Annotated in this window: 18 protein-coding genes and 1 pseudogene; 16 read left to right on the top strand and 3 right to left on the bottom strand. The window is 55.8% G+C overall.

Going from position 1 to position 23130, the window contains the following annotated elements; all coding sequences use genetic code 11:
* Positions 1-26 precede the first annotated feature (26 nt).
* The 4 genes from msbA to RHM61_RS00980 are packed head-to-tail and all read left to right on the top strand — an operon-like array spanning position 27 to position 5163.
* Positions 27-1772 (top strand): lipid A export permease/ATP-binding protein MsbA, encoded by a 1746-nt coding sequence (msbA, locus tag RHM61_RS00995; protein WP_322249278.1) that lies wholly within the window; start codon positions 27-29, stop codon positions 1770-1772.
* Positions 1773-1782: 10 nt separating this feature from the next.
* Positions 1783-2865 carry a lipopolysaccharide heptosyltransferase II gene (gene waaF / locus RHM61_RS00990; RefSeq protein ID WP_322249277.1) on the top strand — a complete coding sequence of 361 codons (1083 nt, stop codon included), beginning with the start codon at positions 1783-1785 and terminating at the stop codon, positions 2863-2865.
* Between the two features lie 25 nt (positions 2866-2890).
* Positions 2891-3448: a Crp/Fnr family transcriptional regulator gene (locus tag RHM61_RS00985; protein WP_322249276.1), complete on the top strand. Its 558-nt coding sequence runs from the start codon at positions 2891-2893 to the stop codon at positions 3446-3448.
* Between the two features lie 8 nt (positions 3449-3456).
* The gene (locus RHM61_RS00980; RefSeq protein ID WP_322249275.1) at positions 3457-5163 is read left to right on the top strand and encodes a diguanylate cyclase domain-containing protein; all 1707 of its coding nucleotides are present in this window, start codon (positions 3457-3459) and stop codon (positions 5161-5163) included.
* Positions 5164-5183: 20 nt separating this feature from the next.
* Here RHM61_RS00980 and RHM61_RS00975 read toward each other — a convergent pair whose 3' ends face one another.
* Complete coding sequence (locus RHM61_RS00975; RefSeq protein WP_322249274.1) at positions 5184-6965, bottom strand: PHA/PHB synthase family protein; 1782 nt, start codon at positions 6963-6965, stop codon at positions 5184-5186.
* A 255-nt stretch (positions 6966-7220) separates the two neighbouring features.
* On the opposite strand from RHM61_RS00975, the gene RHM61_RS00970 reads away from it, so the two are divergent.
* From RHM61_RS00970 to RHM61_RS00935, 8 genes are read left to right on the top strand one after another with little or no spacing between them, the layout of a single operon-like run.
* Positions 7221-8492: a TolC family protein gene (locus RHM61_RS00970; RefSeq protein ID WP_322249273.1), complete on the top strand. Its 1272-nt coding sequence runs from the start codon at positions 7221-7223 to the stop codon at positions 8490-8492.
* 19 nt (positions 8493-8511) lie between these two features.
* A complete protein-coding gene (locus RHM61_RS00965; RefSeq protein ID WP_322249272.1) occupies positions 8512-9624 on the top strand; it encodes an HlyD family secretion protein in 1113 nt (370 codons plus the stop codon).
* On the top strand, positions 9600-11603 hold the full coding sequence (locus tag RHM61_RS00960; RefSeq protein WP_322249271.1) for an ATP-binding cassette domain-containing protein: 2004 nt from the start codon (positions 9600-9602) through the stop codon (positions 11601-11603). Before RHM61_RS00965 ends, RHM61_RS00960 begins: the two co-directional genes overlap by 25 nt.
* Positions 11600-12754: an ABC transporter permease gene (locus tag RHM61_RS00955; RefSeq protein WP_322249270.1), complete on the top strand. Its 1155-nt coding sequence runs from the start codon at positions 11600-11602 to the stop codon at positions 12752-12754. The genes RHM61_RS00960 and RHM61_RS00955 overlap by 4 nt, the downstream gene beginning before the upstream one ends.
* Positions 12755-12767: 13 nt before the next feature.
* The gene (locus tag RHM61_RS00950; RefSeq protein WP_322249269.1) at positions 12768-13925 is read left to right on the top strand and encodes an ABC transporter permease; all 1158 of its coding nucleotides are present in this window, start codon (positions 12768-12770) and stop codon (positions 13923-13925) included.
* A gap of 19 nt (positions 13926-13944) precedes the next feature.
* Positions 13945-14715 carry an enoyl-ACP reductase FabI gene (gene fabI / locus RHM61_RS00945; RefSeq protein ID WP_322249268.1) on the top strand — a complete coding sequence of 257 codons (771 nt, stop codon included), beginning with the start codon at positions 13945-13947 and terminating at the stop codon, positions 14713-14715.
* 53 nt (positions 14716-14768) lie between these two features.
* Positions 14769-16193, top strand: a complete 1425-nt coding sequence (locus RHM61_RS00940) for a bifunctional enoyl-CoA hydratase/phosphate acetyltransferase (RefSeq protein ID WP_322249267.1) — start codon at positions 14769-14771, stop codon at positions 16191-16193.
* The gene (locus tag RHM61_RS00935; RefSeq protein WP_322249266.1) at positions 16190-17428 is read left to right on the top strand and encodes an acetate/propionate family kinase; all 1239 of its coding nucleotides are present in this window, start codon (positions 16190-16192) and stop codon (positions 17426-17428) included. The genes RHM61_RS00940 and RHM61_RS00935 overlap by 4 nt, the downstream gene beginning before the upstream one ends.
* On the opposite strand, the gene RHM61_RS00930 is transcribed toward RHM61_RS00935, so the two are convergent.
* A complete protein-coding gene (locus RHM61_RS00930) occupies positions 17352-18368 on the bottom strand; it encodes an acyltransferase (RefSeq protein WP_322249265.1) in 1017 nt (338 codons plus the stop codon). The two genes, RHM61_RS00935 and RHM61_RS00930, sit on opposite strands and share 77 nt — an antisense overlap.
* Before the next feature lie 107 nt (positions 18369-18475).
* Here RHM61_RS00930 and RHM61_RS00925 point away from each other — a divergent pair, with 107 nt between their 5' ends.
* On the top strand, positions 18476-18799 hold the full coding sequence (locus RHM61_RS00925; RefSeq protein ID WP_322249264.1) for a c-type cytochrome: 324 nt from the start codon (positions 18476-18478) through the stop codon (positions 18797-18799).
* Positions 18800-18810: 11 nt separating this feature from the next.
* Here RHM61_RS00925 and yjjJ read toward each other — a convergent pair whose 3' ends face one another.
* Entirely contained in the window at positions 18811-20043 is a 1233-nt protein-coding gene (gene yjjJ, locus RHM61_RS00920) for a type II toxin-antitoxin system HipA family toxin YjjJ (protein ID WP_322249263.1), read from the bottom strand.
* A 212-nt stretch (positions 20044-20255) separates the two neighbouring features.
* On the opposite strand from yjjJ, the pseudogene RHM61_RS00915 reads away from it, so the two are divergent.
* The 3 genes and pseudogenes from RHM61_RS00915 to RHM61_RS00905 form a co-directional block, all read left to right on the top strand.
* A pseudogene (locus tag RHM61_RS00915) lies at positions 20256-20696 on the top strand (LysR family transcriptional regulator); the annotation flags it as partial.
* Positions 20697-20956: 260 nt separating this feature from the next.
* A complete protein-coding gene (locus RHM61_RS00910; RefSeq protein ID WP_322249262.1) occupies positions 20957-22462 on the top strand; it encodes a LuxR C-terminal-related transcriptional regulator in 1506 nt (501 codons plus the stop codon).
* 227 nt (positions 22463-22689) lie between these two features.
* On the top strand, positions 22690-23112 hold the full coding sequence (locus RHM61_RS00905) for a coiled-coil domain-containing protein (RefSeq protein WP_322249261.1): 423 nt from the start codon (positions 22690-22692) through the stop codon (positions 23110-23112).
* Positions 23113-23130 lie beyond the last annotated feature (18 nt).

Genomic DNA, 23130 nt, shown 5'->3' with positions numbered 1-23130 from the left:
CTTATTACAGAAAATGATGTCAAAAAATGAGTTTGATTAATGCAGAAACAATGAGCGTGTTCCGGCGCTTGTGGGCTTCGGTGCAGCCGTATCGCGGTCGCGTCTGGTGGGCTTTGCTGACCATGTTAGGTACCGCCAGCACTGAAGTGATGTTTCCTAAAGCTTTGGGTTATATTCTCGATCACGGTTTTCGTGGCGATGCCTTTCATCTCGCCTTGTGGAAGGTACCGGTCGCCATCATCGGCATTTTTCTGCTGCGTGGTTTGTGCACCTTTACCACCAGTTACTTGATGAGCTGGGTGTCGACCAAATTGCTCAATGAGTTACGCGCGCGGATTTTTGATCGCATTCTGCATGTGCCGATCAGTTTTTATCATTCCGAATCGAGTGGCCGCATCATCAATACCATCATGTTCGAGGCCCAGCAAATCGTCGAGATGCTCAAGGTCTCGATGACTACCTTGTTTCGCGATTCGCTCACGGTGCTGGTATTGTTGGCCGCGCTGTTGTGGCGCAATTGGCAGCTAACTATCGTCGCTTTGGTACTGATGCCGGTGATGGCGTTGCTGGTGCGCGGCGTGAGCAAACGGCTGCGCAAGCTCAACCAGAACCAGCTCGAGGTCAATAATGAATTGACCCAGGTGATAGAAGAAGCGACCCGCGCCAGTCAGGTGATACGGATTTTCGGCGGCCATGACTATGAGCAGCAACGCTTCGATGCCAAGAATGAGAAATTGCGCGGTTATGCCATGCGTACCACGGTGGCGGTGGCATCGACCACACCCTTGACCCAACTCGCGGCCGCCATGGCGGTGGCCGTGGTGATTATGGTGGCAGTCTCGCAGGCGACCAAAGATGCCACCACGGTGGGGCATTTTGTCGAATTTGTCAGCCTCATGATGTTACTGCTGACACCGCTTAAACGGCTGGCCGATCTCAACGGTCCGCTGCAGCGTGGTATGGCTGCGGCCGAATCGGTGTTCGCGCTTATCGATACCGCACCGGAACCGACCGCTGGCACGACGCTGACAGCGCGCGCGCGTGGCCAATTGGAATTCGTACGGACCAGTTTCTCTTATCCTGAGCAAGAACAGGAAGCGCTGAAAAACATCAACCTGCAGATACAGCCGGGCGAAACAATCGCACTCGTCGGTATCTCCGGCGGTGGCAAAACTTCTTTGGTCAATCTGGTGCCGCGTTTTTATGCGCCTACCTCGGGCGATATTTTGCTCGACGGGCAGTCACTCAATGCGCTCTCACTCACCAGCCTGCGTGCACAAATCGCCATGGTCAGCCAGAATGTGGTGCTGTTTGATGACAGCATCGCAGCCAATATTGCCTATGGCGATAGCACACCTGACCGCGCGCGTATCAGCGCCGCCGTGCAGGCCGCTCATCTTGCTGATTTGGTGCGCGATTTGCCTGATGGTTTGGATAGCCTGATCGGTGACAATGGCATGCGCCTGTCCGGTGGCCAACGTCAGCGCCTGGCGATTGCGCGTGCAATTTACAAAGACGCTCCTATCCTGATTCTTGATGAAGCCACCTCGGCACTCGACAGTGAATCGGAACGTGCCGTGCAGGCAGCGCTCGACGGCCTCATGCAGGGCCGTACCACGCTGGTGATCGCGCATCGGCTCTCGACCATAGAGCGGGCCAGTCGCATCGTCGTGCTGGTCGGTGGTGAAATCAGTGAAATCGGCACGCATTTGGAATTGCTGGCCAAAGACGGCGTGTATGCGAATTTGCATCGCCTGCAGTTTGCCAAATAGGGCGCGGCAAATGTTACCCACTTCCTTACCCGATACCTCTCCTATGAGCTTGCCCGCAGAATCGACCAAACCGCGCTTGTTGGTCATTGCGCCGAATTGGATAGGCGACGCCGTCATGGCGCAACCCTTGCTGCAATTACTCAAGCAGCAGCATCCCGAGCATGCCATCGATGTGCTGGCCGCCGCCTGGGTAGCGCCGGTGGTGCGCGCGATGGCCGAAGTCGATCAGGTGCTGGAAACGCCGTTCCGGCACGGCGCCTTGCAGCTGCGCGAGCGTTGGCGTTTTGCGCGCGCCTTGAGTCGACGCGGCTACAGCGCTGCGTATATTTTGCCGAATACTTTGAAATTCGCGCTGTTGCCGTGGTTTGCCGGCATTCCGCTGCGGGTCGGTTACCTAGGTGAGAGTCGCTACGGCCTGATCAATCGCATGCACCATGATGAACCCGGGCAGCCGCGCGCCATGGTGAATTTTTATGCTGCTTTGGCGTTCGCACCGATTGCCCACTTCGATCAAAAGCTGCCGACACCAGTCTTGAGCTTGGCACCGGAAGCCAGGCTGACGACATTGCGCAGTCTCGGTTTGTCGGAACACGAACAATTGATTTGCTTTGGTCCCGGTGCCGAATTCGGGCCATCGAAGCGCTGGCCACCGGAACACTTTGCTACACTCGCCAATTTGATTTGGCAGCACTCCCCACAAGCGCAGATTGTTTTACTCGGTTCACCCAAGGATGTTGAGGTGTGCGCGGAAATCAAGGCGCTCTGTCCACAGGTCCATGCGCTGGCCGGGCAAACCAGTTTGACTCAGGCGCTGGCGCTGTTGTCGGCTGCCACAGCGGTGGTCAGTAATGACTCTGGCTTGCTGCATATCGCCTCGGCGTTCAATCGTCCGGTGCTGGCGATTTACGGTTCTACCGATCCCGATCATGCGCCGCCGTTTTCTCAGGGTGCCAAAAGCTTTTCGCTGCGCTTGGCGTGTGCGCCGTGCAAGCAGCGTGACTGTCCGCTCGGACATCACGATTGCATGCGCAAGCTGGCACCGGACTTGTTGTGGCCGACGCTGCAAGCGCTGCTGCCCGCCGCGGCGCGCTGAGGTGGAGATGTTGCAAGAAACGCGAATGTTAATGGAGCATGCGGCTGGTTGCGTTTTACCCGATTGGGAAACCTTGCTGCCAGCCTGTCAAGTGCATCGCTTCGCCAAAGGCAGCGATGTGTTTGCCGCCGGTCAGTGGCAACCGTATGTGTATGTACTGCGCAGTGGTATCGTCAAACTCACTTACCTGAGCGAGGCCGGGCAGGAGTGGATTAAATCCTTCATCGGCGCGGGCGATTTTTTTGCTTGTCCGAATGTGCTCATCGCCGGTTTGAAAACCGATTATTTTGCCACCGCAATCGAAGATTGTGAGATCGAACAAGTCGACTATGCCGCCGTCAAATTGCTCATCGAGCGGTATCCGGCCTGGCAAACTGCGATCCGTCATTTGCTCAGTGCGCATATCGTGCGCAAAGAGCAGCGCGAACGTGAATTACTGACGATGGCACCGGAAGCGCGCTACCTGTCATTTTTACATAGCTACCCGCACATGGCGGCACGGATTCAATTGCGCGACCTCGCGCATTATCTTGGTGTGACGCCGGAAGCGCTGAGCCGGATTCGCAAACGCTTGCAAATGTAAATATTTGTTTGTCAACTTCAGCATTTCTGTGGGCACAAGTGTTGGTGGCGCGCCGTCGCTCGGCTACCCAAAGTGTGCAGGACCTGGGCGGTCAACGTGTGATGCTGGAACCGCAGTCGGAAGAATTACTGGCGTATTTGAACAGCGAGGGCATCTCGAGCACGCAATTGCAGCTGAAAAAACACAGCTTTGACGTCAATGATCTCATTGCCGGTCGCACCGATGCCATCTCGGCTTATCTGACCACGGAACCGTATTTCCTCGAGCAAGCTGATTTTCCCTACCAAATTTACACCCCACGTTCCGATGGCATCGATGTGTACGGCGATAACCTGTTTACTTCCGAGCAGCAGATCCGCGCCCATCCGGAACGTGTGGCGGCCTTTCGCGCCGCCAGTTTGCGCGGTTGGGAGTATGCCGCGGCCCATCCTGATCAAATGATCTCCCTGATTTTGCAGTCGTATCCGAATCTCCACGATACACCGGGACGCAAAGACTTTTTGCAATTTGAAGCGGCCCAAACCCTGGCTCTGTTGCGTCACGATTTGATCGCACCCGGCTACATGAATCCGGGACGTTGGCGCCATATTGCCGAGGCCTACGCCAGCCTTGGTATGTTGCCGAAGAATTTTCCTTTGGAGGGGTTTTTGTATCATCAGGAAACGCTCACGGAGCGGCTCATTGAGTACCGAAAAGTCGCCGGCTTGAGCCTTTTGGTCTTCCTGGCCTTGTGTTTGCTGCTCTATATACTGCGCGTCAACCGACGTCTTGCGCATAGTCTTTCTGCGGGAAAAAAGGATCAACTGCGCCTGCAATTGTTGTCGATGGCGATCGAGCATAGCCCGACTTCGGTGGTTATTACCGCCGCCGATACCCGCATCGAATATGTCAACCCGCAATTTTGCAAAGAGACCGGTTACAGTGCCGAAGAAGCAATCGGACGTACTCCGAAAATGCTGCAATCAGGTTTGACCGAGATAGCGACGTATCAGGATATGTGGGCTTGTCTGGCACAAGGAAAAGTCTGGTCGGGTGAGCTGATCAATCGCCGTAAATCAGGTGAAATTTACTGGGAAGAGGCACACATTGCCGCGATCCGCGACGAGCACGGGCAAGTGATCAAATACATTTCGGTCAAACTCGATGTCACCGAACGCAAAGAAGCCAGCGACCGCATGGCACACATGGCACATCATGATGGCTTGACCAATCTGCCCAATCGTATCTTGTTCTTCGACCGTTTCGCGCAAGCTCTGATCACTGCCAAGATCAATGACAGTATGCTGGCCCTGATGTTCATCGATCTCGATCGCTTCAAGCCGATCAATGATAATCACGGGCACGCCATCGGCGATGCCATTTTGCAGCAGGTGGCGGTGCGTATGAAGCGCGCGGTACGCGACAATGATACCGTCGGCCGCATCGGCGGCGATGAATTCGTTGCCCTCATTACCGACGTCGGCAGCAGCGCGACCGCGCTGATGCTGGCCGATAAAATCCGTCACGCAGTCGGCCAGCCGTTTGTCATTGAAAACTGCAGCTACCATATTTCCGTCAGTATCGGTATTGCCCTTTATCCGGAACATGGACATGAGGCCGCGATGCTGGCGCAGCACGCCGATCACGCCATGTATCTGGCCAAAGCCAATGGACGCGATCACGCCAGAATGTTTGTCGCGACCAACCGTGCACCGAGCGCGGCCGAAGGTTCGTGACGCGCTCAGCCTCTGCTCACTTATTTCTCAAACACATAACTACCCGGTGCCGTGCCCAATTCCGGTTGTGCTGCCAGCGGCACGGCCTTGAGGCGTTTTGCCGTGCTGTGTTGCAGCAGCCATTGCTGCCAGTGTTCCCACCACGAGCCATCTTGTCGCTGCGCCTGCTGCAGCCAAGCTTCCGGATCATGGTAGGCAGTGCTGCGCATGGCCGTTGGCAGAAACAGAAAACTGCGGCGCGCATGGCCTGGTTCCGAAACGATGCCGGCATTATGTCCACCCGATGCCAGCACGAATTCGATCTCGGTATCGGCCAACACATTGATCTTGTAAACTGAACGCCAAGGTGAAACATGGTCGCGCTCGGTGCCAACCACATACATCGGCGATTTGATGTCTTTCAAGGCGACCACATGGTGGTCGACTTCATAGTGGCCCTTGGCCAAATCATTGTGCAAAAACAGATGTTTCAAATACTCGCTGTGCATGCGGTAGGGCAGGCGGGTGGTGTCTGCATTCCAGGACATCAAATCATTCGGTTCCTGGCGCAGACCGAGCTGGTATTCGCGCATCAGCTTGGACCAAATCAGGTCGCGCGAATTGAGTAATTCAAACGAGCCCGACATTTGCTTACCGTCGAGGTAACCTTGTTTCCACATCAGCGCATCGAGCATCGCCAATTGACTCTCATCGATGAACAAGCCCAGTTCACCCGGCTCGCTGAAATCGGTTTGCGCCGCCAGCAGCGTCACGCTGGCCAACTGTGCCGGCGCGCTGATGCGTTTGCCGGCAATCGCCGCCGCGCCGATCGCCAGCAGCGTGCCGCCTAAACAGTAACCGATTGTATGCACCGGTTGCCGACAAATGTGGGCGACTTGTTCGAGTGCGTCGAACAAACCGCTGCGCAGATAATCCTGCATCCCCAACTGACGATCTTCTTGGCCCGGATTGCGCCAAGAAATCATGAACACCGTATGCCCTTGACTTACCAAGTAGGCCACCATGGAATTATGTGGCGACAAATCGAGGATGTAATATTTCATAATCCACGATGGCACGATCAACAAGGGTTGCGCATGAACGGTAGGGGTCTGCGGTGCATACTGAATCAACTCGATGAGGTGATTGCGATACACGACGTTACCGGGCGTGAGCGCCACCTCGCGGCCCGGCTCATAGCCCAATTGCGTCGAGGTTTGCGCTTGACCATCTTGCGATGGCAATTCCAGCCCGAGATCTTGCATCATGTGCAGCAGACCGGAGGCGAGATTTTTACCGCCGCTGGAACGGGTGGCGGCCAAGACTTCCGGGTTCAACCACGGGAAGTTGGATGGCGCGACCATATCGAGTAATTGGCGCGCCGTAAAACTGACTACATCTTCATGGTGGGCACTGACGCCGCGCACGCCCGAGGTGGCTGCCTGCCAGAAATCCTGAGTGCGCAAAAACGCTTGAGAAAAAGCTTGGTACGGCCATTGCGACCAGCCGGCATCGGCAAAGCGGCTGTCGGCCGCGCCGATCGGTGCCGGCTGCAAACAGTTTTTGGCTTGCTGTTGCAGCAGTTTGAGTAAATCCATTTGCTTGCCCGGGGAATTAGCCAAATTCAAGAACCAATCCATCCAAGCCAAGCTCACGCTGGTCGGCGACACGCCACCGGTTAACTTGGCGACCTGATTTTGCCATGCGACATCGAGCGGATGCGGTGGCGCGGCGGCTTCACTGATATCGCAATTGGCGGCGTCGGGCAAGGCATGGTGTTCGTTCGCGGCCGCGATAACGGCAGTGGATTGCTGGGACTTCATCTGCATTCCTTTCAGGGTGAACTTTGATTGTCACAAACTTCACAGTTAATAAAATTGATTCTGATCAATTCGATTGTGCGCTTGCAGCAATACACTGTGATGAATTGTATAGGCGCTGATATGAAAAAAGCTTTCTCCACTGTGTATGCCATGCTGATTATGCAGTCATCGCTGAATAATGCGGCGCGCAGCAGTCACTGTTTTACAGTTAAAAAAACGTCGAAGTACCACTCTTTTCGGATATTCGCGGTAAGTTTGATCTGTATCAATTTCGTCAGCCTCCCCAGCTATGCGGCAGAATCTTTGGTGCAAGCTTGGGATGTGGCATTGCAGCGAGACCATCAATTGCTGGCCTCGCAATATCAGGAACAGGCGGCCGCTGACCAAGTCAGGGCCGCGCGTGCCAATTATCTGCCCAAGCTGAGTATGGAGACCGGCTACCTGCGCACGCAAAGCGAACCGGCGGCGAAAATTGATTTACCGGCCTTAGCCTTTTTGAAGGGGGCGACGTTGCCGTTTGCCCAGAATTCTGCCTATTATGGCGCGCTCAACTGGTCGGTGCCGCTGCTGACGAGTGGAAAAATTGCCCATGGCGTGGCGGCTGCCCAAGCCGAGGCCGGTGCCAGTCAGGCGCAGGTCCGACAAACGCGCAGCGAACTCAAACTGGCGGTGGCCAGCGCCTATCTGGCGGTGTTACGAGCCGAACATGGTGACAGCGTGGCGCGCACTTATTTGGCCGCGCTGCAGAGCCATCGCCACGATGCGCAAGAACTGTTCGAACATGGCTATGTTCCACGGCGCGATTTGTTAGCGGCCGAGGTGGCTGCGGCGAATGCGCGTCAAATGGCGCTGCAAGCAGACAATGCGCTCACACTCGCGCGTGCCGCGTATAACCGCTGGCTCGGCCGCGCCTACGCTGCGCCGGTGGACTTGCAAGATATTTCGGCTGCCGCGACCAGCGACAGCAGCCTCGCTCCCTACCTGCACAGCGCCACCGAACAAAGGTCGGAATTACAGCAGCTCGATGCGCGTAGCCAGGCTTATCGTGAACAAGCGGCCAGTGTGCGGGCTGGGTATTTGCCACAGATAGGCCTCAGCGGTGGCTATGCCAAACTGGACAATCGCTACTTAGCGCAAGACAAGGGTTGGTGGTTGGGCGTGGTGCTGAAATGGGACTTGTTTGACGGCGGCCTGATTCGTGCCCAAGCCTCCCAATTGGCGGCGCATGCCGCTGCCGTGCAGGAAATGCAGCGCGACACGGCGGAGCGTATCGCTTTACAAGTGCATCAAGCCTGGTTACAGCAACAGGAAGCCGCGGCACGCATACAGCTCGTTGCCAGCGCCGTAGCACAAGCCGAAGAAGCCTTGCAGTTGGCGCAGGAACGTTATCGCGCCGGCTTGGCACCGGCCAGTGAAGTGCTCGATGCCGTCAGCAGTCGGCTGCAAGCCTGCAGCAATCGCGACAATGCGCTGCTGGATAGAGAATTGAGTCGTTGGCAATTACTGTATGCGGCAGGCACGCTGTAATCCCTGCCCGGAGAAGAAAATGGAAAATCAGAAAAAATTGATCGGACCGGTATTATTGAGCATCGCAGTCGTTGTCATTGCCGGCGGCTTGTTTTACTACTTGGCAAAAAGTCGCGCACTGCCCGAGGGCTTGATCGCCGCCAGCGGTCGCATCGAGGGCGAACGCATCGTGGCGGCGGCTAAATATCCGGGGCGTATCAGTGCGCTGTTCGCCAAGGAAGGCGACAGCGTTAATGCCGGCGCCATCGTCGCCCAGCTCGAAGATCAGAGTTTTCAATCCAAGGTGGAACAAGCGCGGCAATTACTCAATGCCAGCCAAGCCCAGCTCGATGCGGCACAGGCCAATGTCGCCATCGCCCGACGCGAAGTGCCGATCGGCGTGGCGCTGGCCGCTACCGCGGTCAGTCAAGCGCAAGCCATGCTGAGCAAAGCGCAGGCGCTGGCCAATCAAGCTCAGCGCGATACCGAACGTAATCATGATTTATATACGCGTGGCGTGATCGAGTTGCATCGCGCCGAGCAGGCTGATTTGGCGTGGCAAGTGGCACAAGCTGATCTCATTGCTGCCGGCCAAGCGCTGGGACGCGCCAGACAAGGCGCAGTTCAAGCTGGCCTTGGCAGTGACAAAGTCAGTGCGCGCGACGACGACATCAACGCGCTGCGGGCGCAACGCGAGCGTGCTGCCGCCGCGCTGAGCGAAGCCAATTCCGTGCTCAGCGATTTGGTGATTCATGCGCCGGCCGCCGGCGTGGTATTGAGCCGTTTGCGCGAGCCTGGCGAAATGGTGATGCCGGGCGGATCGGTGTTGGAGATGGTTAATCTCGATCATCTGTATTTGAAAGTCTATGTACCGGAAGCGCGCATCGGTCAACTGCGGCTAGGTTTGCCGGCGCGAATCTATACCGATGCGCGCCCCGAACATTTTTATGAGGCGCGTGTCAGTTACATTTCGGCGCGTGCCGAATTCACTCCTAAAGAAGTACAAACTACCGATGAACGTGTCAAGCTCGTGTATGCCGTCAAACTCGACATCGTCAGCAACCCCGAGCATCAACTCACACCCGGTATTCCGGCCGATGCCGTAGTGCGTTGGCAAGAGGGGGTAGCATGGCAAAAACCGCGTTGGAATTAACGGCGGCCGATGCCCCCGTGGTCGACTTGCGGATGCTCTGCAAAGCCTATGGCAGCACCGTCGCGCTCGATGGCATCAGCCTGCAGGTAGAGGTCGGTGAAATTTACGGCTTGATCGGCCCCGATGGGGCCGGTAAAAGCAGTTTGCTCAAGGCGGTGGCCGGGGTGTTAGCGCATGACCGTGGCGAGCTGCGCGTATTTGCGCAACTGATAAACAGCGAGCAGAGCAGTGAATTGATCAAACACCGCATCGGCCTCATGCCGCAAGGTTTGGGACAAAATCTCTACGGTGATTTATCGGTGGAAGAAAATATCGATTACTTCGGTGGTTTGCGTTTGCTCAGCGCTGCCGAACTCAGCAGTCGCAAAGAAGCCTTGTTGCGCAGTACGCGACTCGAACGCTTTCGCGACCGTCCGATGAAAAATCTCTCGGGTGGCATGAAGCAAAAACTCGGCCTCGTCTGCACCTTGATACATGAACCACAGCTGGTGATACTGGATGAACCGACCACCGGCGTCGATCCGGTTTCACGCCGCGAATTCTGGAGTATCCTCGCGCATTTGTTGAAAGAAAAAGGCATCACCGCCTTGGTCTCCACCGCGTATATGGATGAGGCCAGTCGTTTTTCCCGTGTCTCGCTCATGCATGCCGGGAAAATTCTCGCTGCCGGCGAGCCGGAACAATTGCGTGCCTTGGCCGCCGGTGTGATCGTCAGTACCGAGTGCCGCGAGCCGCAGCAGCAACTCGAAGCGGTCAATCGCTTGACCCGGCAATTTCCACAAATCGAAGCACTCGGTCGGCAGTTACGCGTGTTTGTCGATGGCGATGACACGGCGCGTGCACGCGGCCTGATCGCCGCTTGCCTCGAAGGTATACCGCAGCAAAACACCGAGGTGCTCGAAGCCGAACTCGAAGATGTATTCATCGCCTTGTTGCGGCAACAGGGCTTGACACCGCCGCCGGCTGCCGCGCTACCGGCAGCCGTGCCGGCAGTCGTGACGTCGGTGTCTGGCGACACACCGACGCTGGCGATCGCCGCGCAAGAACTGAGTCGCGTGTTCGCTGACTTCAAAGCGGTCGATCAAGTCAGTTTCCAAGTTCCTCAAGGCGAAATTTTCGGACTGCTCGGTGCCAATGGGGCCGGTAAAAGCACGGTGATCAAAATGCTCACCGGTATTCTCACACCGAGTTCAGGACGCGGCAGCGTGGCCGGTGCCGACATGCGCAGCGCCGGTCGGCAGATTCGCGAACGCATCGGCTATATGTCGCAGGCATTTTCACTTTATCTTGATTTGTCTGTGCTTGAAAATATCCGTCTGTACGCCGGCATTTACGGTCTCAGCCGTGGCGAAACCGCCGCGCGCTTGGATTGGATACTCGATATGGCCGGCCTGCGCGCCTTCGGCACCCAGCTCACCGCCAGCTTGCCGATGGGCTTGCGTCAGCGGCTCGCGCTCGGGTGCGCGCTGATACACCGCCCGCAAGTCTTGTTTCTCGATGAGCCGACTTCCGGCGTCGATCCGCTCGGTCGACGCGCATTCTGGGATGTCTTGTTCCGTCTCTCGCGCGAAGAACAGGTGACTATCCTGGTGACCACTCATTACATGTCGGAAGCCGAGCATTGTGACCATATCGCCCTCATGTATGCTGGTCGAGTGGTGGCCGATGCCTCGCCTGATGCGCTCAAAGCGATGGTCGAGCGCGACGCCGGTCAATTGCATGAAATTCGCTTGCCCGCTGCTGCTGCCGCACTCGACTTGCTGCAGCAAGCCGGCTATGTCAGTGCCGCCTTGTTCGGTGCGCGCATCCATGTGTTGTTGTCCGATCCGGCAGCTCAGATCACGGCTATCGAGCGCTTGCTCAATGGTGGCCGACGACTCGATATCCGGGTGCGGCGCTTGGCGATGGAAGATGTGTTCGTACAGATCGTCACGGCGCTGGAAACGGCGGACGCCAAGGCACGCGGAGAAAAGCCATGAATTTGCAACGTATCCGGGTAGTCGCTTACAAAGAGTGGCGTGAAATTGTGCGCGACCGTTTGTTTTTCGTACTCGCCTTCGTTGTACCTTCCTTGCTCATGCTGTTGTTCGGTTTCGGCCTCTCGCTCGATGTCGAACATATTCCGCTGGCTATCGTCGATTATGACCAATCGGTGATGTCGCGCGACTATGCACACAAATTCAGTGATTCGCGCTATTTTTCATTGTACCGCTATGCCAGTCGTCAGCAAGAGCTGGAACAACTGCTGATCGATAATACCCTGCGCGCCGTGATCATCATTCCACCACAATTCGGTGCGCGCTTACAGGCAGGTAAGAGCACCGATGTACAGACTTGGATAGACGGCACCTTTCCATTTCGCGCCTTGACCACGAAAGGCTATGTCACGGCGATCAATGCTGCCGTCAATCTCGATCATCTGGCGGCATATTTTTCCGCGCAAAGCGGGCTGCCGGAAGGGCGCTTGCGTGAGTTGCTGCAGCCGGTGAAATTGGAAACTCGTTACTTGTACAATCAAGAAGTCAAAAGCATCTGGTCGCTCGCACCGAAACTGATCATGGTCATTCTGATGTTGTCGCCGCCGTTTTTAACCGCACTCGGCGTGGTCAGAGAAAAGGAATCGGGGGCGATCTATAATGTCTACGCATCGACGCTGACACGCGGCGAATATTTGCTCGGCAAGCTGTTACCGTATGTCGCCATTTCCATGCTCAATGCCGCGGTGTTAACGGCCATGGCCTTGCTGTTGTTCGGCGCGCCATTCAAGGGCGATCCGCTGTTTTTCACCTTTGCCACCATGTTGTATGTGATCTGCACCACCGGCATCGGCTTGCTGGTCTCGGTGGTAGTCGACACCCAAGTGGCGGCGATGGTGGGCACGGCGATTGTCACAGTGGTTCCGGCCGTGCTGTATTCCGGCATGATCATTCCGATTCCTTCTTTGTCGGCGATTGCCGCTGTGATTGCCCATCTGTTACCGGGCATGTATTACGCCGAAATCGCCACCGGCAGTTTTCTCAAAGGGGTAGGCGTGGCCGCCTTGTGGAGTGATCTGTTGGTGTTGGCCTTGTATGCCGTGGCCCTGTTTTCCGCCGGTTTTTTGGCCTTTCACAAACGTCCCGCTCACTGAGGCCCGCGACATTATGCTTGTCCTTTTTCAACGCGTGTGGTGGCGTCGTCTGCAAGCCATGACATGGAAAGAATTGCTGCAACTATTGCGCGATCCGACCCTGCTGGTGTTCGTGCTTTACGCTTTTTCCGCCGATATTTACAATGCCGCTTCGGGGGTCTCGTTTGCACTCAACCATGCGGCACTGGCCTTGTCTGATCTCGACCGCAGTGCCGCCTCGCGCGAGTTGGCAGGGCGCTTCATGCCACCGGAATTTCACTGGATCGGTGCGCTGCACGAGGCCGCGCAAGGCCAGCAATTACTCGATGACGGCAAGGCCATGGCGGTACTCGATATCGGGCCCGGCTTCGGTGCCGCGCTGGCGCGCGGCGATGGCGTCTCAGTGCAAATGCAAATCGACGCCTCCAATTCGGTGCAGGGATTTCTGGCTGCCATCGATGCCAGCCAGATCGTGGCACGCTATGGCTTGGAGCAGGCGGCCCAGCGTTTCGGTATCAGTAGTATTGAGGGCAGCGTCGATATACCGCTGATTAACAATGCCACGCGCGTCTGGTTCAATCCGAATCAAAATGATGCCTGGTTCATGGGTATTTCCGAATTGCTCAATGTCGTGACCTTGTTTGCCATGCTCTTGCCGGCCGCCGCCATGGTCCGAGAAAAAGAGCGTGGCACCATAGAACAATTGCTTGTCTCACCGCTGTCACCTTGGCAGATTATGATGCCTAAAATCATTGCGATGCTCGCCGTGATTCTGGCTGGAACGGCACTCGGCTTATTCGGTATTTTGGTGCCGGTGTTCGCTATTCCGGTCAATGGCAGTGTCTGGCTGTTTTTTTCCGTCACGACTCTGTACGTCAGTACCTTGGCCGGGCTCGGTATATTGATCGCCACCGTGACGCGCAATATGGCGCAAGCCGGCATGATGGTGATTTTATTATTGGCACCGATGATGTTTCTATCCGGTGCTTGGACGCCACCCGAGGCATTGCCGAACGTCATGCGCTGGGGGATGTATTTATCACCGTTGTATTACTACACCAATGCCAGTTATGGCATATTAATGAAAGGCGCAGGCGTGACGGTATTGTGGCCGATGTTGCTCGGTATCGGCGGCATCGCGGCAGTGATCAGCGGCATTACGATGAGCCGCTTCAAACAGCAATTCGCTTAATCGAAGAAAGATTTTTACCATGTCAGAAACACGTACATTGAGTGGCAAACGCGGCCTCATCGTTGGGGTTGCTAACGAGCACAGTATTGCTTACGGTTGCGCCTTGGTGGCGCATGCACAGGGCGCAGAATTGGTGCTCTCTTGCGTAAATGAAAAAGCCTTGAGCTTCGTCGCTCCGCTGGCGGTGCAACTGGACGCAAAATTAATTGTCTGTAATGTGGAAGACAGCAAGGCGCTGGCATCCTTGGTCGCGCAAACGGCGGCACAATTTGGTCAAATCGATTTCGTGATCCATTCTATTGCTTGGGCTCCACTCGAAGACTTACATGGCCGCGTGATCGACAGCTCCGCTGCCGGATTCACCCGCGCCATGCAAGTTTCTTGTCATTCGTTCGCGCAATTGGCTAAGTGTTGCGAGCCTTACTTGAGTCCCACAGCGAGTTTGATCACGATGAGTTATCTCGGTGCCGACGAAGCCGTGGCGCATTACGGATTGATGGGACCGGTGAAAGCCGCACTGGAATCTTTGGTACGCTACATGGCCGTCGAACTCGGCCCACAGGGCGTGCGCGTGCATGCGTTGTCACCCGGGCCAGTACCGACTCGGGCCGCGTCCGGTTTGCTGGAATTTGATGCCTTGATGGAAAAAGCAGCGCAGCGCGCACCGTTGCGGCGTTTGGTCAGTTTGGCTGAAATCGGTCAGTTGGCGGCTTTTTTGATCAGCGATGCCTCGTCCGGTATGACCGGGCAAACTTTGTATGTCGATGGTGGTTACCACATCGTTAACTGAACGCGCCGTCTGCGCCCGCCTGTTTTTTTTTCGCTTATCCACGAGAGCATTCAATGAACAACCCCGTTTATCCGCTGCAGAACGAGCAAGCCGTGATTGCCAATGTGATCTACGACGATATTTACATCGGCCAGTCGGCCAGCCATACGCGCACGCTTACGCGGGCCGACATCCTGGCATTCGCGGCTATTTCGGGCGATGTCAATCCGGCCCATCTCGACAGCGAGTATGCCGACCACACCCTGTTTCACGGCGTGATTGCGCATGGCATGTGGGGAGGGGCCTTGATCTCGACCATACTCGGCACGCAATTGCCGGGGCCCGGCACGATTTATCTCGAACAAACTCTGCACTTTTCCAAACCGGTACGCATCGGTGATGTCTTGACCATTTCGGCTACTGTGGTGAGCAAGGATGATTTGAAAAAACGCGTCACGCTCGATTGTCATATCATTAATCAAGATGGTGTCACGGTAGTCGCCGGTAACGCGCTGGTGATCGCACCGACTGAATCGGTACGCCGCACGCGCAGCAGTTTGCCGACCTTAGCCCTGTTCGACCTCGGCGCGCGTCAACAAGCCTTGATCGCCAGCGTGCACCAGCTGGCCCCGGTGCGCTGCGCCGTGGTCCATCCCTGTGATGCCGATTCTTTACAGGGCGCGCTCGACGCCGCCCGTGCCGGCCTCATCATTGCTGTCTTGATCGCGCCAAAAGCCCGCTTGCAAGCCGTGGCAGCCGCAGCCGGGCTCGACCTTGCCGGCATTGAAATCATCGATGTCGCGCACAGCCATGCGGCCGCCGACAAAGCCGTCGAACTGGCCGCCGCCGGGGCCGTCGAAGCCTTGATGAAGGGCAGTCTGCACACCGATGAATTGATGTCAGCCGTAGTACATTGCGCCGGTTTGAAAACCAAGCGTCGCTTGTCGCACGTGTTTCATCTCGATGCACCGATGTATCACAAGGCCTTGCTGCTGACCGATGCGGCGCTCAATATCGCGCCGAATTTGGCCGAAAAAGCCGATATTCTGCAAAATGCCATCGAGCTCGCGCATGCCCTCGGCATCGCCGTGCCAAAGGTGGCGATTCTGTCTGCACTCGAAACCATCAACCCGAAAATCCCCTCCACCATCGATGCGGCCGCCTTATGCAAAATGGCCGATCGCGGTCAAATCAGCGGTGCCATTATCGATGGCCCGCTGGCCTTCGATAACGCCATCTCGGCCGCAGCTGCGCGCGTCAAGGGGATTGTTTCAGCAGTGGCCGGTGAGGTTGATATCCTGATGGTGCCGGACCTCGAATCGGGCAATATGCTGGCCAAACAATTTGAATATCTGGCCGGTGCTGCCACTTGCGGCATCGTGCTCGGTGCGCGCGTGCCGATCGCCCTGACCAGCCGCGCCGACGGTGCCAGCGCACGCGTGGCTTCGGCCGCATTGGTGAAATTGCTGGCCCATGAATACAGGAAAAATGCGCCATGAGCAGCGCTATCTTGGCCGTCAATTCCGGTTCTTCATCGATTAAATTCGCGCTTTATCCACAGCACCATGCCATCGTTGATGCGGCCGTCTTGTCCGGTTTGGTCGATGGTCTCGAACCCGGTGGCACACCGGCGATACGCTTGGACAGCGCCGACGGCCGCGAACAATTCCCACTCGCGGCGGCCGATCCTGAACAATTGTTTGCCGTCGCCCTGACCAGCTTGCGCAGCCTGATTACACAGCACAGTACGGGCATCGATATCGTCGCCGTAGCCCACCGCATCGTCCATGGTGGTGAACGCTATGCCGCCTCGCTGCCGGTCGATGACGAGGTCAGCAGTTATCTGCAAAAGCTGGCACCGCTGGCACCGCTGCACCAGCCGCATAATCTGGAAGGGGTAAGGGCGTTTCAACAAGCTTACCCCGAGCTGCCGCAAATCGCTTGTTTCGACACCGGCTTTCATTCCACCCTGCCAGTCAATGAATCCACCATACCGCTGCCCTTGGCTTTACGTGCGGCCGGCATTCGCCGCTACGGTTTTCACGGCTTATCCTATCGCTATGTGGCGGGCCGCTTGGCGCAGCATTCCACGCGCGCCAGCCAGCGCGTGCTGATGGCCCATCTCGGCAATGGTGCCAGTGTATGCGCTATGCGTGACGGCCGCAGTATCGCCACCACCATGGGTTTTTCCGCGCTCGATGGCTTGATGATGGGAACCCGCTGTGGTGCGCTCGATCCTGGCGTGCTGCTGCATTTGCTGCAGGCGGGGTGGGATGCCAAACGCATAGAAACGCTGCTGTATCGCGAATCTGGCTTGCTCGGCATGTCCGGTATCTCGGCTGATATGCGCATGCTACGTCGTAGTGAGAGGCCAGAGGCAGGCGCCGCGATCGATTTGTTCGCTTACCGCATCATTCGCGAAAGCGGAGCCTTGTCTGCCTGTTTGCAGGGGCTCGATGTATTGGCGTTTACCGGCGGTATCGGTGAACATGATGCCGCCTTGCGTGAACAAGTCGCACGCGGTCTGGCCTATCTCGGGGTGAAAATCGATGCGGCTAAAAATCACGCAGCCAGCGGCGAACAAATCGCCGCCATACATGCGCCTGAAAGCAGCCAGGAAGTCTGGGTGATACCGACCGACGAAGGCCGCATTGCCGCTATGGATGCGGCAGCTTGGCTGACGGCGCAGGCGGCAGAGAAAAGCAGTAAGTCAGCGCGGCATGGCGCTGGCTGAACCGGTAAAACCCTATCGGCAGCGCACACGCGATCACGCAAGCCAGCAGCAAGTGCAGGGCGCTGTTATCGATGCCGCAGAATTTTTGCAACACGATGCGCACGCCGCTGCCGACCAAGATATGCATGAGATAGATAGTCATCGAATACCGGCCGCACAATTGCAGCCAGTGCAAGGCGCGGCCGGCCCGCGTCGACAGCATGGCCAGACTGCAGACCAGCGCGATCCCGCTCAGTGCCAGTGGCAGCAGCAACAGTGACGGACTGGTATAGCGCAAGCCCAGCGGCCCATGCAGCCAGTAAGCTAAGGCCGCGAAGGCCGCAGCGCACAGCAAGGTGGCCGCCAGCGCATGTGTTTGCAGCCAAGCTTGCACACGCAGTGCCTCAGTGCCCAGCCAAAAAAACAACAGATACGTGGCGATGAAATCGAGCGGAAATGGAAAACTGAGCCGCAGGTGGGCAATCCAGGCCAGCAGCGCGGCGGCCGGCAGCAACACGGCCGCGCCCGGGCGCCGATACAGCAGCGCCATCAAGCCGAACAAGGTAAATAAAACATACAAAAACCAAAATTGCGCGCGCGGCTGCCATAGCAGCGCCAACACCTCGCTCGAGCTGACATGCGCGGTGGTATAGCGCGACAACAGCACTTCGATGTAACCTTGCAGCAGCGACCAGACCAGGTAGGGGTAGACAATACTGCCGGCTTTTTCCCTCAGCAGCGCAGGCCGGCCATATTTGTTGAAAGATGGAATGAAGAACAAACCCGACAAAAAGAAAAACAGCGGCATGTGAAAACTGTAAATCACGCTGTCGATGAGCGTGAAACGCGGCGCATCGAGCAGCAGACCGGCGTTGAACAAGCCACGACTGACGTGACCATAGACCACCAGCACAATGCCGTAGCCTTTGGCATAATCGACCCAGGAAGCGCGCTTATTCATGATCTGTCGGAGAGAGGATGGCGGAAAGTGGCGCTATTGTAGCCTATCGTCGGCGTTTCGCTGCGCATGCGATAATCGATATTCTGTCATGGCAAGGAGGTAGAAATATGCCCAATATCATCAGCCTGCTGTACACGGCCAGCTTGCTGGCGCTGGCAGCACAAGCCCCGGCAGCAGAGCTGCGGCCGCGTTCTGGCGCACTGATTTACAACATGCAATGCGCCGAATGCCATCTGCGTGGCGTCAACGGCGCCCCGAAACTGAGTGACCGGCCGGCTTGGGCTGCCCGCTTGGCACAGGGCCCGACGCGTCTGATTGAGCACGCCATCCACGGTTACAAAATCATGCCGGCGCGCGGTTCCTGCAGCACTTGCACTGATGCGGAAATTACCGCGGCCGTGCAGTATATGATTACGCGGCTCAATGATTAAAACTGCTTAAATTATTGCTCACGCTGCGAGCTGATTAATCTTTCGATTTGCTGCGCATTCGCTGCTGAAATCGTGCGGAAGCGATCGCTGATCCTTGGATCGCATGCCGCACGATGCCAAAACACGGCGGCTGCCGCGGCAGCTTGTAGCCACGCGGAGCGTTCTCTTGGGCTTGGCAAAGTTGGCGTAAATTTTCTATCAAGCAATTCAACCCCACGTTGTGGTGCATAGAACATCGGTAACATATCGTAGGCCGGCGCTAACATCAGGTTTGGCTGGAATGCCAGATTCCCGTCATGCATATCGGTATTCGCGATTAAATGGCCAAAAAGTTCCAAAAGTTGTATCTGGCCGCGCGTTTCTGGTGCGATGTAATTATTCTCGAGCAAGTCATCGGCTGCAGCAGACCATGAGCCAGCTTTGCCGAACAAGGCGACATTCATCTCGTGCCAACTACAGACGCCGGAGCGGCCGAACTCGCCGTGGCGGTCGAATCGATCCACTTCGTAAAAAGTCCGCGCCCCGAATTGATAAATGCGACTGTTTGCTGCCGCAACGTGCAGCGTGTCAGCAATCGTATTCAAGGCTAAGTGTTTGCAGACCAGTAAATCTGACCAGCGCTGTGCTTGTGGTGAAGCATCTGAACCGGAAAATTTCACAATCACGTGCTGCGCTGTGCTTGTCATGCGTCGGGCGGTAAATTTTGGAAATTCCCCGGCAGCGGACGAACCCACTGTGCCATGGCTCAGCGCCTGTTGAGCCAGCGCCGGATAGGCTGTGACGATGGCATCTTCAGTGAGAAACGGCGGTTTGCTTTGTTGTTCCTCATAGAAGCGGCGCAGCGCCGCTTCACCTAAGATGTAATTGCCGGCTTGATCTGACCCCAGCAAACTCAATACGTGTAAGACGTCATCTTCACTCCAGCGTGTCAGGTCGGCGTCGACTTGCAGAATCGATGCATACTGATGCGCAAAATTGCGTCCTACAAAACCTTGTGGTCGCATATCTGCCAAGGGATAAGGGAGCCCGCGAAACCAGCCATCTTGCATTTCTTCGTACAGCGGCCATGGCAAGGGGGTGGCAAAGCGCATCGCACAACCGGCCGGATAAATCGCTTCAAGCTGGCCTGCTTCATGCGTACGTCCGGTGGTGTCGACGGAATACAGCATCAACGGTGCCTGACTACCACGAATTGCTCGTCTGGCCGCGTAGCTGGTTTTGCGAGCACGCCCACGTGAAACCATTTGGCCATCAAATATAATAGATCTATGTAACGATTGTTGTAACGATTGTTGTACATTGGTCGTAAGCGTATCCGTGGCAACGATGTCAGCGCCGTATGTAAATCAGACCCCATAGGATAGTCAAATCGGCCTTGTTTATTGAAGCATTCGACGCTGTTTAATCATACGCTTGCTGCTATCTCGTCTGCAGTGCGTTATGTTAAACTCAACACATGCCAAGCCCAGATCTTAATTTACTCCTGACTCTCGATGCCGTTCTGGCAGAGGGAAGTGTTGCGCGCGCAGCGAAACGCCTCGGCCTCAGCCCATCGGCAATGAGCCGTGCACTGGCCCGATTGCGAGCGACCACCGGTGATCCCTTGTTGGTCCGAGCCGGACGCGGTTTGGTTCCCACTCCTCGGGCGCTCGTGTTGCGTGAAAAAGTGAGCCAGATTGTGCAGGATGCTGAGGCGCTTCTGCGTCCCGCAGAAAACCTCGATCTCGCACAACTGATCAGAACATTTACGATCCGCACACGCGAGGGTTTTGTCGAAAATTTCGGGCCGGATTTGCTGGCTCGCTGCGCCAAAGAAGCCCCCGGGGTGCGGCTGTGTTTCGTGCAAAAACTCGATAAAGACAGTGTTCTGCTGCGCAGTGGTGTAGTCGATCTGGATGTGATGCGCTGCTTGAAGTTGCTGATGGGCAGGAAACCTTGGCATACCTCGAACAGGTCAACCTCTTTATTGTTCCGCTCGATAATGAGCGGCGCTGGTATCGATACCACCACTTGTTCGCTGATTTCTTGCGCCAACGCTTACTCAAAAATCAGCAAGCAGCAACATTTCATCTTCGTGCCAGCCTATGGTACGAGAAACAAGGCTTGGAAATTGATGCATTTCACCAAGCCGTCGCCGCGAACGACATACCACGCGCGATGCGTCTGATTGAAGGAAACGGCACGCCCCTGTACTTCCGTGGTGAGATGGAGCCTGTCGTACGTTGGCTACAAGCACAGCCCCACAAGGTCTTGAATGCCTATCCATCCCTTTGGGTGACGTTTGCTTGGGCCCTGTTTATTGCCGGCCAATCGAAACAAGTGAGTGCAAAACTATTGGCCGCCGAGGCTGCACTAGGTCATGCCCCGATTACTTCGTCTACCCCAGATCTTTACGGGCAAATCGCCACCCTCTGGTCTTGGTCGGCGGTCTCGCAACATAATATTGACGTCATTCATTCTCAAGCAACGCGCGCTTTAGAGCTCTTGTCAGCAGACAATCAGCCCGCGCGCACGGCCGCGCACTGTGCTCTCGGTGTTGTGTTGCTGTTTCGGAATGAACGTGCAGGGGCGCGACGCGCTTTCTCCGAGGTAGTCACCACCGGGCAGTCGAACGGAAACATGATGTTTACCGTAGCGGCATCGATCGCACTGGCAGGTATTGAAGCAAGCGACAATCAACTTCGCTCAGCCGCTGACACTTACCGACGCGCCTTGCAAATGATTACTGATCCTGACCATTTGATCGGATGCGAAGCCCACCTTGGATTAGCGCGCATACTGTATGAATGGAATGAACTCGACGAGGCTGAGTTCCATGCCTTGAAGAGCAGCAAGCTTGCCGCCCGCTCGGAAAGTGAAAACGGATTGGGTGGCGACGTATTACGCGCACGCATGATGTTGGCGCGCGAGGATAACGATAGTGCCGTGAGTTTATTGGCGCAAGCCAGCGTGGCCGCAAAGACAAAGCTTTTCACTGGCCGGATGCAGGAAATTGCTGAGGTTCAGGTGGTGGAAATGTTACGACGAGGTGAGGTGTCGGGTGCGGCCTATTTGGCCACTCAACAAAAATTACCGCTGGCCCAAGCCAAAGCATTTCTTGCGCAAGGGAATGGCAGTGCGGCGTTCTCAATTATCGACGCACACCGACGCGCCATGGTAGAAAAAGGCTATCCCAATGAGGTACTCAAAGCGCTGGTGACACAGGTGATGACACTGGCAGCCTTGGATAGAAGAACGGAAGCGATACAGGTACTCAATGAGGCCTTGGTACTGGCAGAGCCAGGAGAATATATCCGCATTTTTGTCGATGAAGGTATTGTCATGGCAAAGCTGCTCGCCGAAGCCGCCAGCCAAGCAATTAAACCGGATTACGTGGCCAAATTACTCAGTGTCTTTGCCCTGCAAGAGCCGATGAAGCAGAGCGAAATTACCCGAGCGGCCCCTCAGTTTTCCGCGCCAACTGTTGAATCCTATAGCCCCCGCGAGCTGGAAATACTGCACTTGATGCAGCAAGGACGTTCGAACCAGGAAATCAGTGAACGGCTGTTTTTATCGCTGAGCACGGTGAAATGGCATAATCAAAATATTTTTGGAAAACTACAGGTACAACGCAGAACCGAAGCCGTCGCTCGCGCCATGGAACTCAAGCTGTTCACGGCATAGTAGCTTACATGGCTACAATTATTTGCTTAATTGTAAGTTGACCTTATTTGTTCTCAATGATAAATTTGTTTTCAGCGCCCACTTCTGTCTGATATATAGGTCCATGTCGCGTACCGCTGTTTTTCAGGTATGTGCTTAAGCAATAGTGTCTTGCAAATGATTCAGCATACATTGCTTGGGCGGCGCGTTTTCTATACCAAGCAAGGCGCTCGCGCAGGGAGGCAAAAATGATGGCGGCAATTCCATTCGACACACAAATAATGGTGGAAAAGTTGGAAAAATCAGGCGTTCCACCAGAACAAGCCAAAGTGCAAACGGCACTATTAGCGGAACTCATTCAAGCTACCGATGACAGCATGAGCGAGCGTTTTTCCGCCAAGCAGGATGTGGCTTCGGAACTGAGTAAAATAGCTTTTGAGTTGACTTCGTTGCGTCAAGAAATGAAGACGGAATCAGCGCATTTTCGTCAAGAAGTGAAGACAGAATTAGCGTATTTTCGTCAAGAAGTGAAGGCAGAATTAAGTCAATTTAAATTGTCTGGCGAAACATTGAATGCCAATACCAAAGCAGATTTAATTCGCTACATTGTTTCTGCCGGTATTTTGCAGGGGGGCTTGATTGCCACTCTTATTTTAAAATTGCTGCATTAATTCAATGGCGACGGAGTG

Origin of the sequence: Undibacterium sp. CCC3.4, from assembly GCF_034347425.1 — a bacterium.
Taxonomy (GTDB): Bacteria; Pseudomonadota; Gammaproteobacteria; order Burkholderiales; family Burkholderiaceae_D; genus Undibacterium.
Note: the sequence above shows the minus strand (reverse complement) of the source record. Positions and strands in the feature narration are given on the sequence as shown.

Excerpts from the sequence above, each read along its gene's own strand:
- RHM61_RS00975 (WP_322249274.1), bottom strand. The coding sequence starts at position 6,965 with ATGAAGTCCCAGCAATCCACTGCCGTTATCGCGGCCGCGAACGAACAC.
- yjjJ (WP_322249263.1), bottom strand. The coding sequence starts at position 20,043 with ATGGTTTCACGTGGGCGTGCTCGCAAAACCAGCTACGCGGCCAGACGA.
- RHM61_RS00960 (WP_322249271.1), top strand. The coding sequence starts at position 9,600 with ATGGCAAAAACCGCGTTGGAATTAACGGCGGCCGATGCCCCCGTGGTC.
- RHM61_RS00965 (WP_322249272.1), top strand. The coding sequence starts at position 8,512 with ATGGAAAATCAGAAAAAATTGATCGGACCGGTATTATTGAGCATCGCA.
- msbA (WP_322249278.1), top strand. The coding sequence starts at position 27 with ATGAGTTTGATTAATGCAGAAACAATGAGCGTGTTCCGGCGCTTGTGG.
- RHM61_RS00985 (WP_322249276.1), top strand. The coding sequence starts at position 2,891 with ATGTTAATGGAGCATGCGGCTGGTTGCGTTTTACCCGATTGGGAAACC.
- fabI (WP_322249268.1), top strand. The coding sequence starts at position 13,945 with ATGTCAGAAACACGTACATTGAGTGGCAAACGCGGCCTCATCGTTGGG.
- RHM61_RS00905 (WP_322249261.1), top strand. The coding sequence starts at position 22,690 with ATGATGGCGGCAATTCCATTCGACACACAAATAATGGTGGAAAAGTTG.
- RHM61_RS00940 (WP_322249267.1), top strand. The coding sequence starts at position 14,769 with ATGAACAACCCCGTTTATCCGCTGCAGAACGAGCAAGCCGTGATTGCC.
- RHM61_RS00910 (WP_322249262.1), top strand. The coding sequence starts at position 20,957 with ATGCGTCTGATTGAAGGAAACGGCACGCCCCTGTACTTCCGTGGTGAG.
- RHM61_RS00930 (WP_322249265.1), bottom strand. The coding sequence starts at position 18,368 with ATGAATAAGCGCGCTTCCTGGGTCGATTATGCCAAAGGCTACGGCATT.
- RHM61_RS00955 (WP_322249270.1), top strand. The coding sequence starts at position 11,600 with ATGAATTTGCAACGTATCCGGGTAGTCGCTTACAAAGAGTGGCGTGAA.
- RHM61_RS00950 (WP_322249269.1), top strand. The coding sequence starts at position 12,768 with ATGCTTGTCCTTTTTCAACGCGTGTGGTGGCGTCGTCTGCAAGCCATG.
- RHM61_RS00925 (WP_322249264.1), top strand. The coding sequence starts at position 18,476 with ATGCCCAATATCATCAGCCTGCTGTACACGGCCAGCTTGCTGGCGCTG.
- waaF (WP_322249277.1), top strand. The coding sequence starts at position 1,783 with ATGTTACCCACTTCCTTACCCGATACCTCTCCTATGAGCTTGCCCGCA.
- RHM61_RS00935 (WP_322249266.1), top strand. The coding sequence starts at position 16,190 with ATGAGCAGCGCTATCTTGGCCGTCAATTCCGGTTCTTCATCGATTAAA.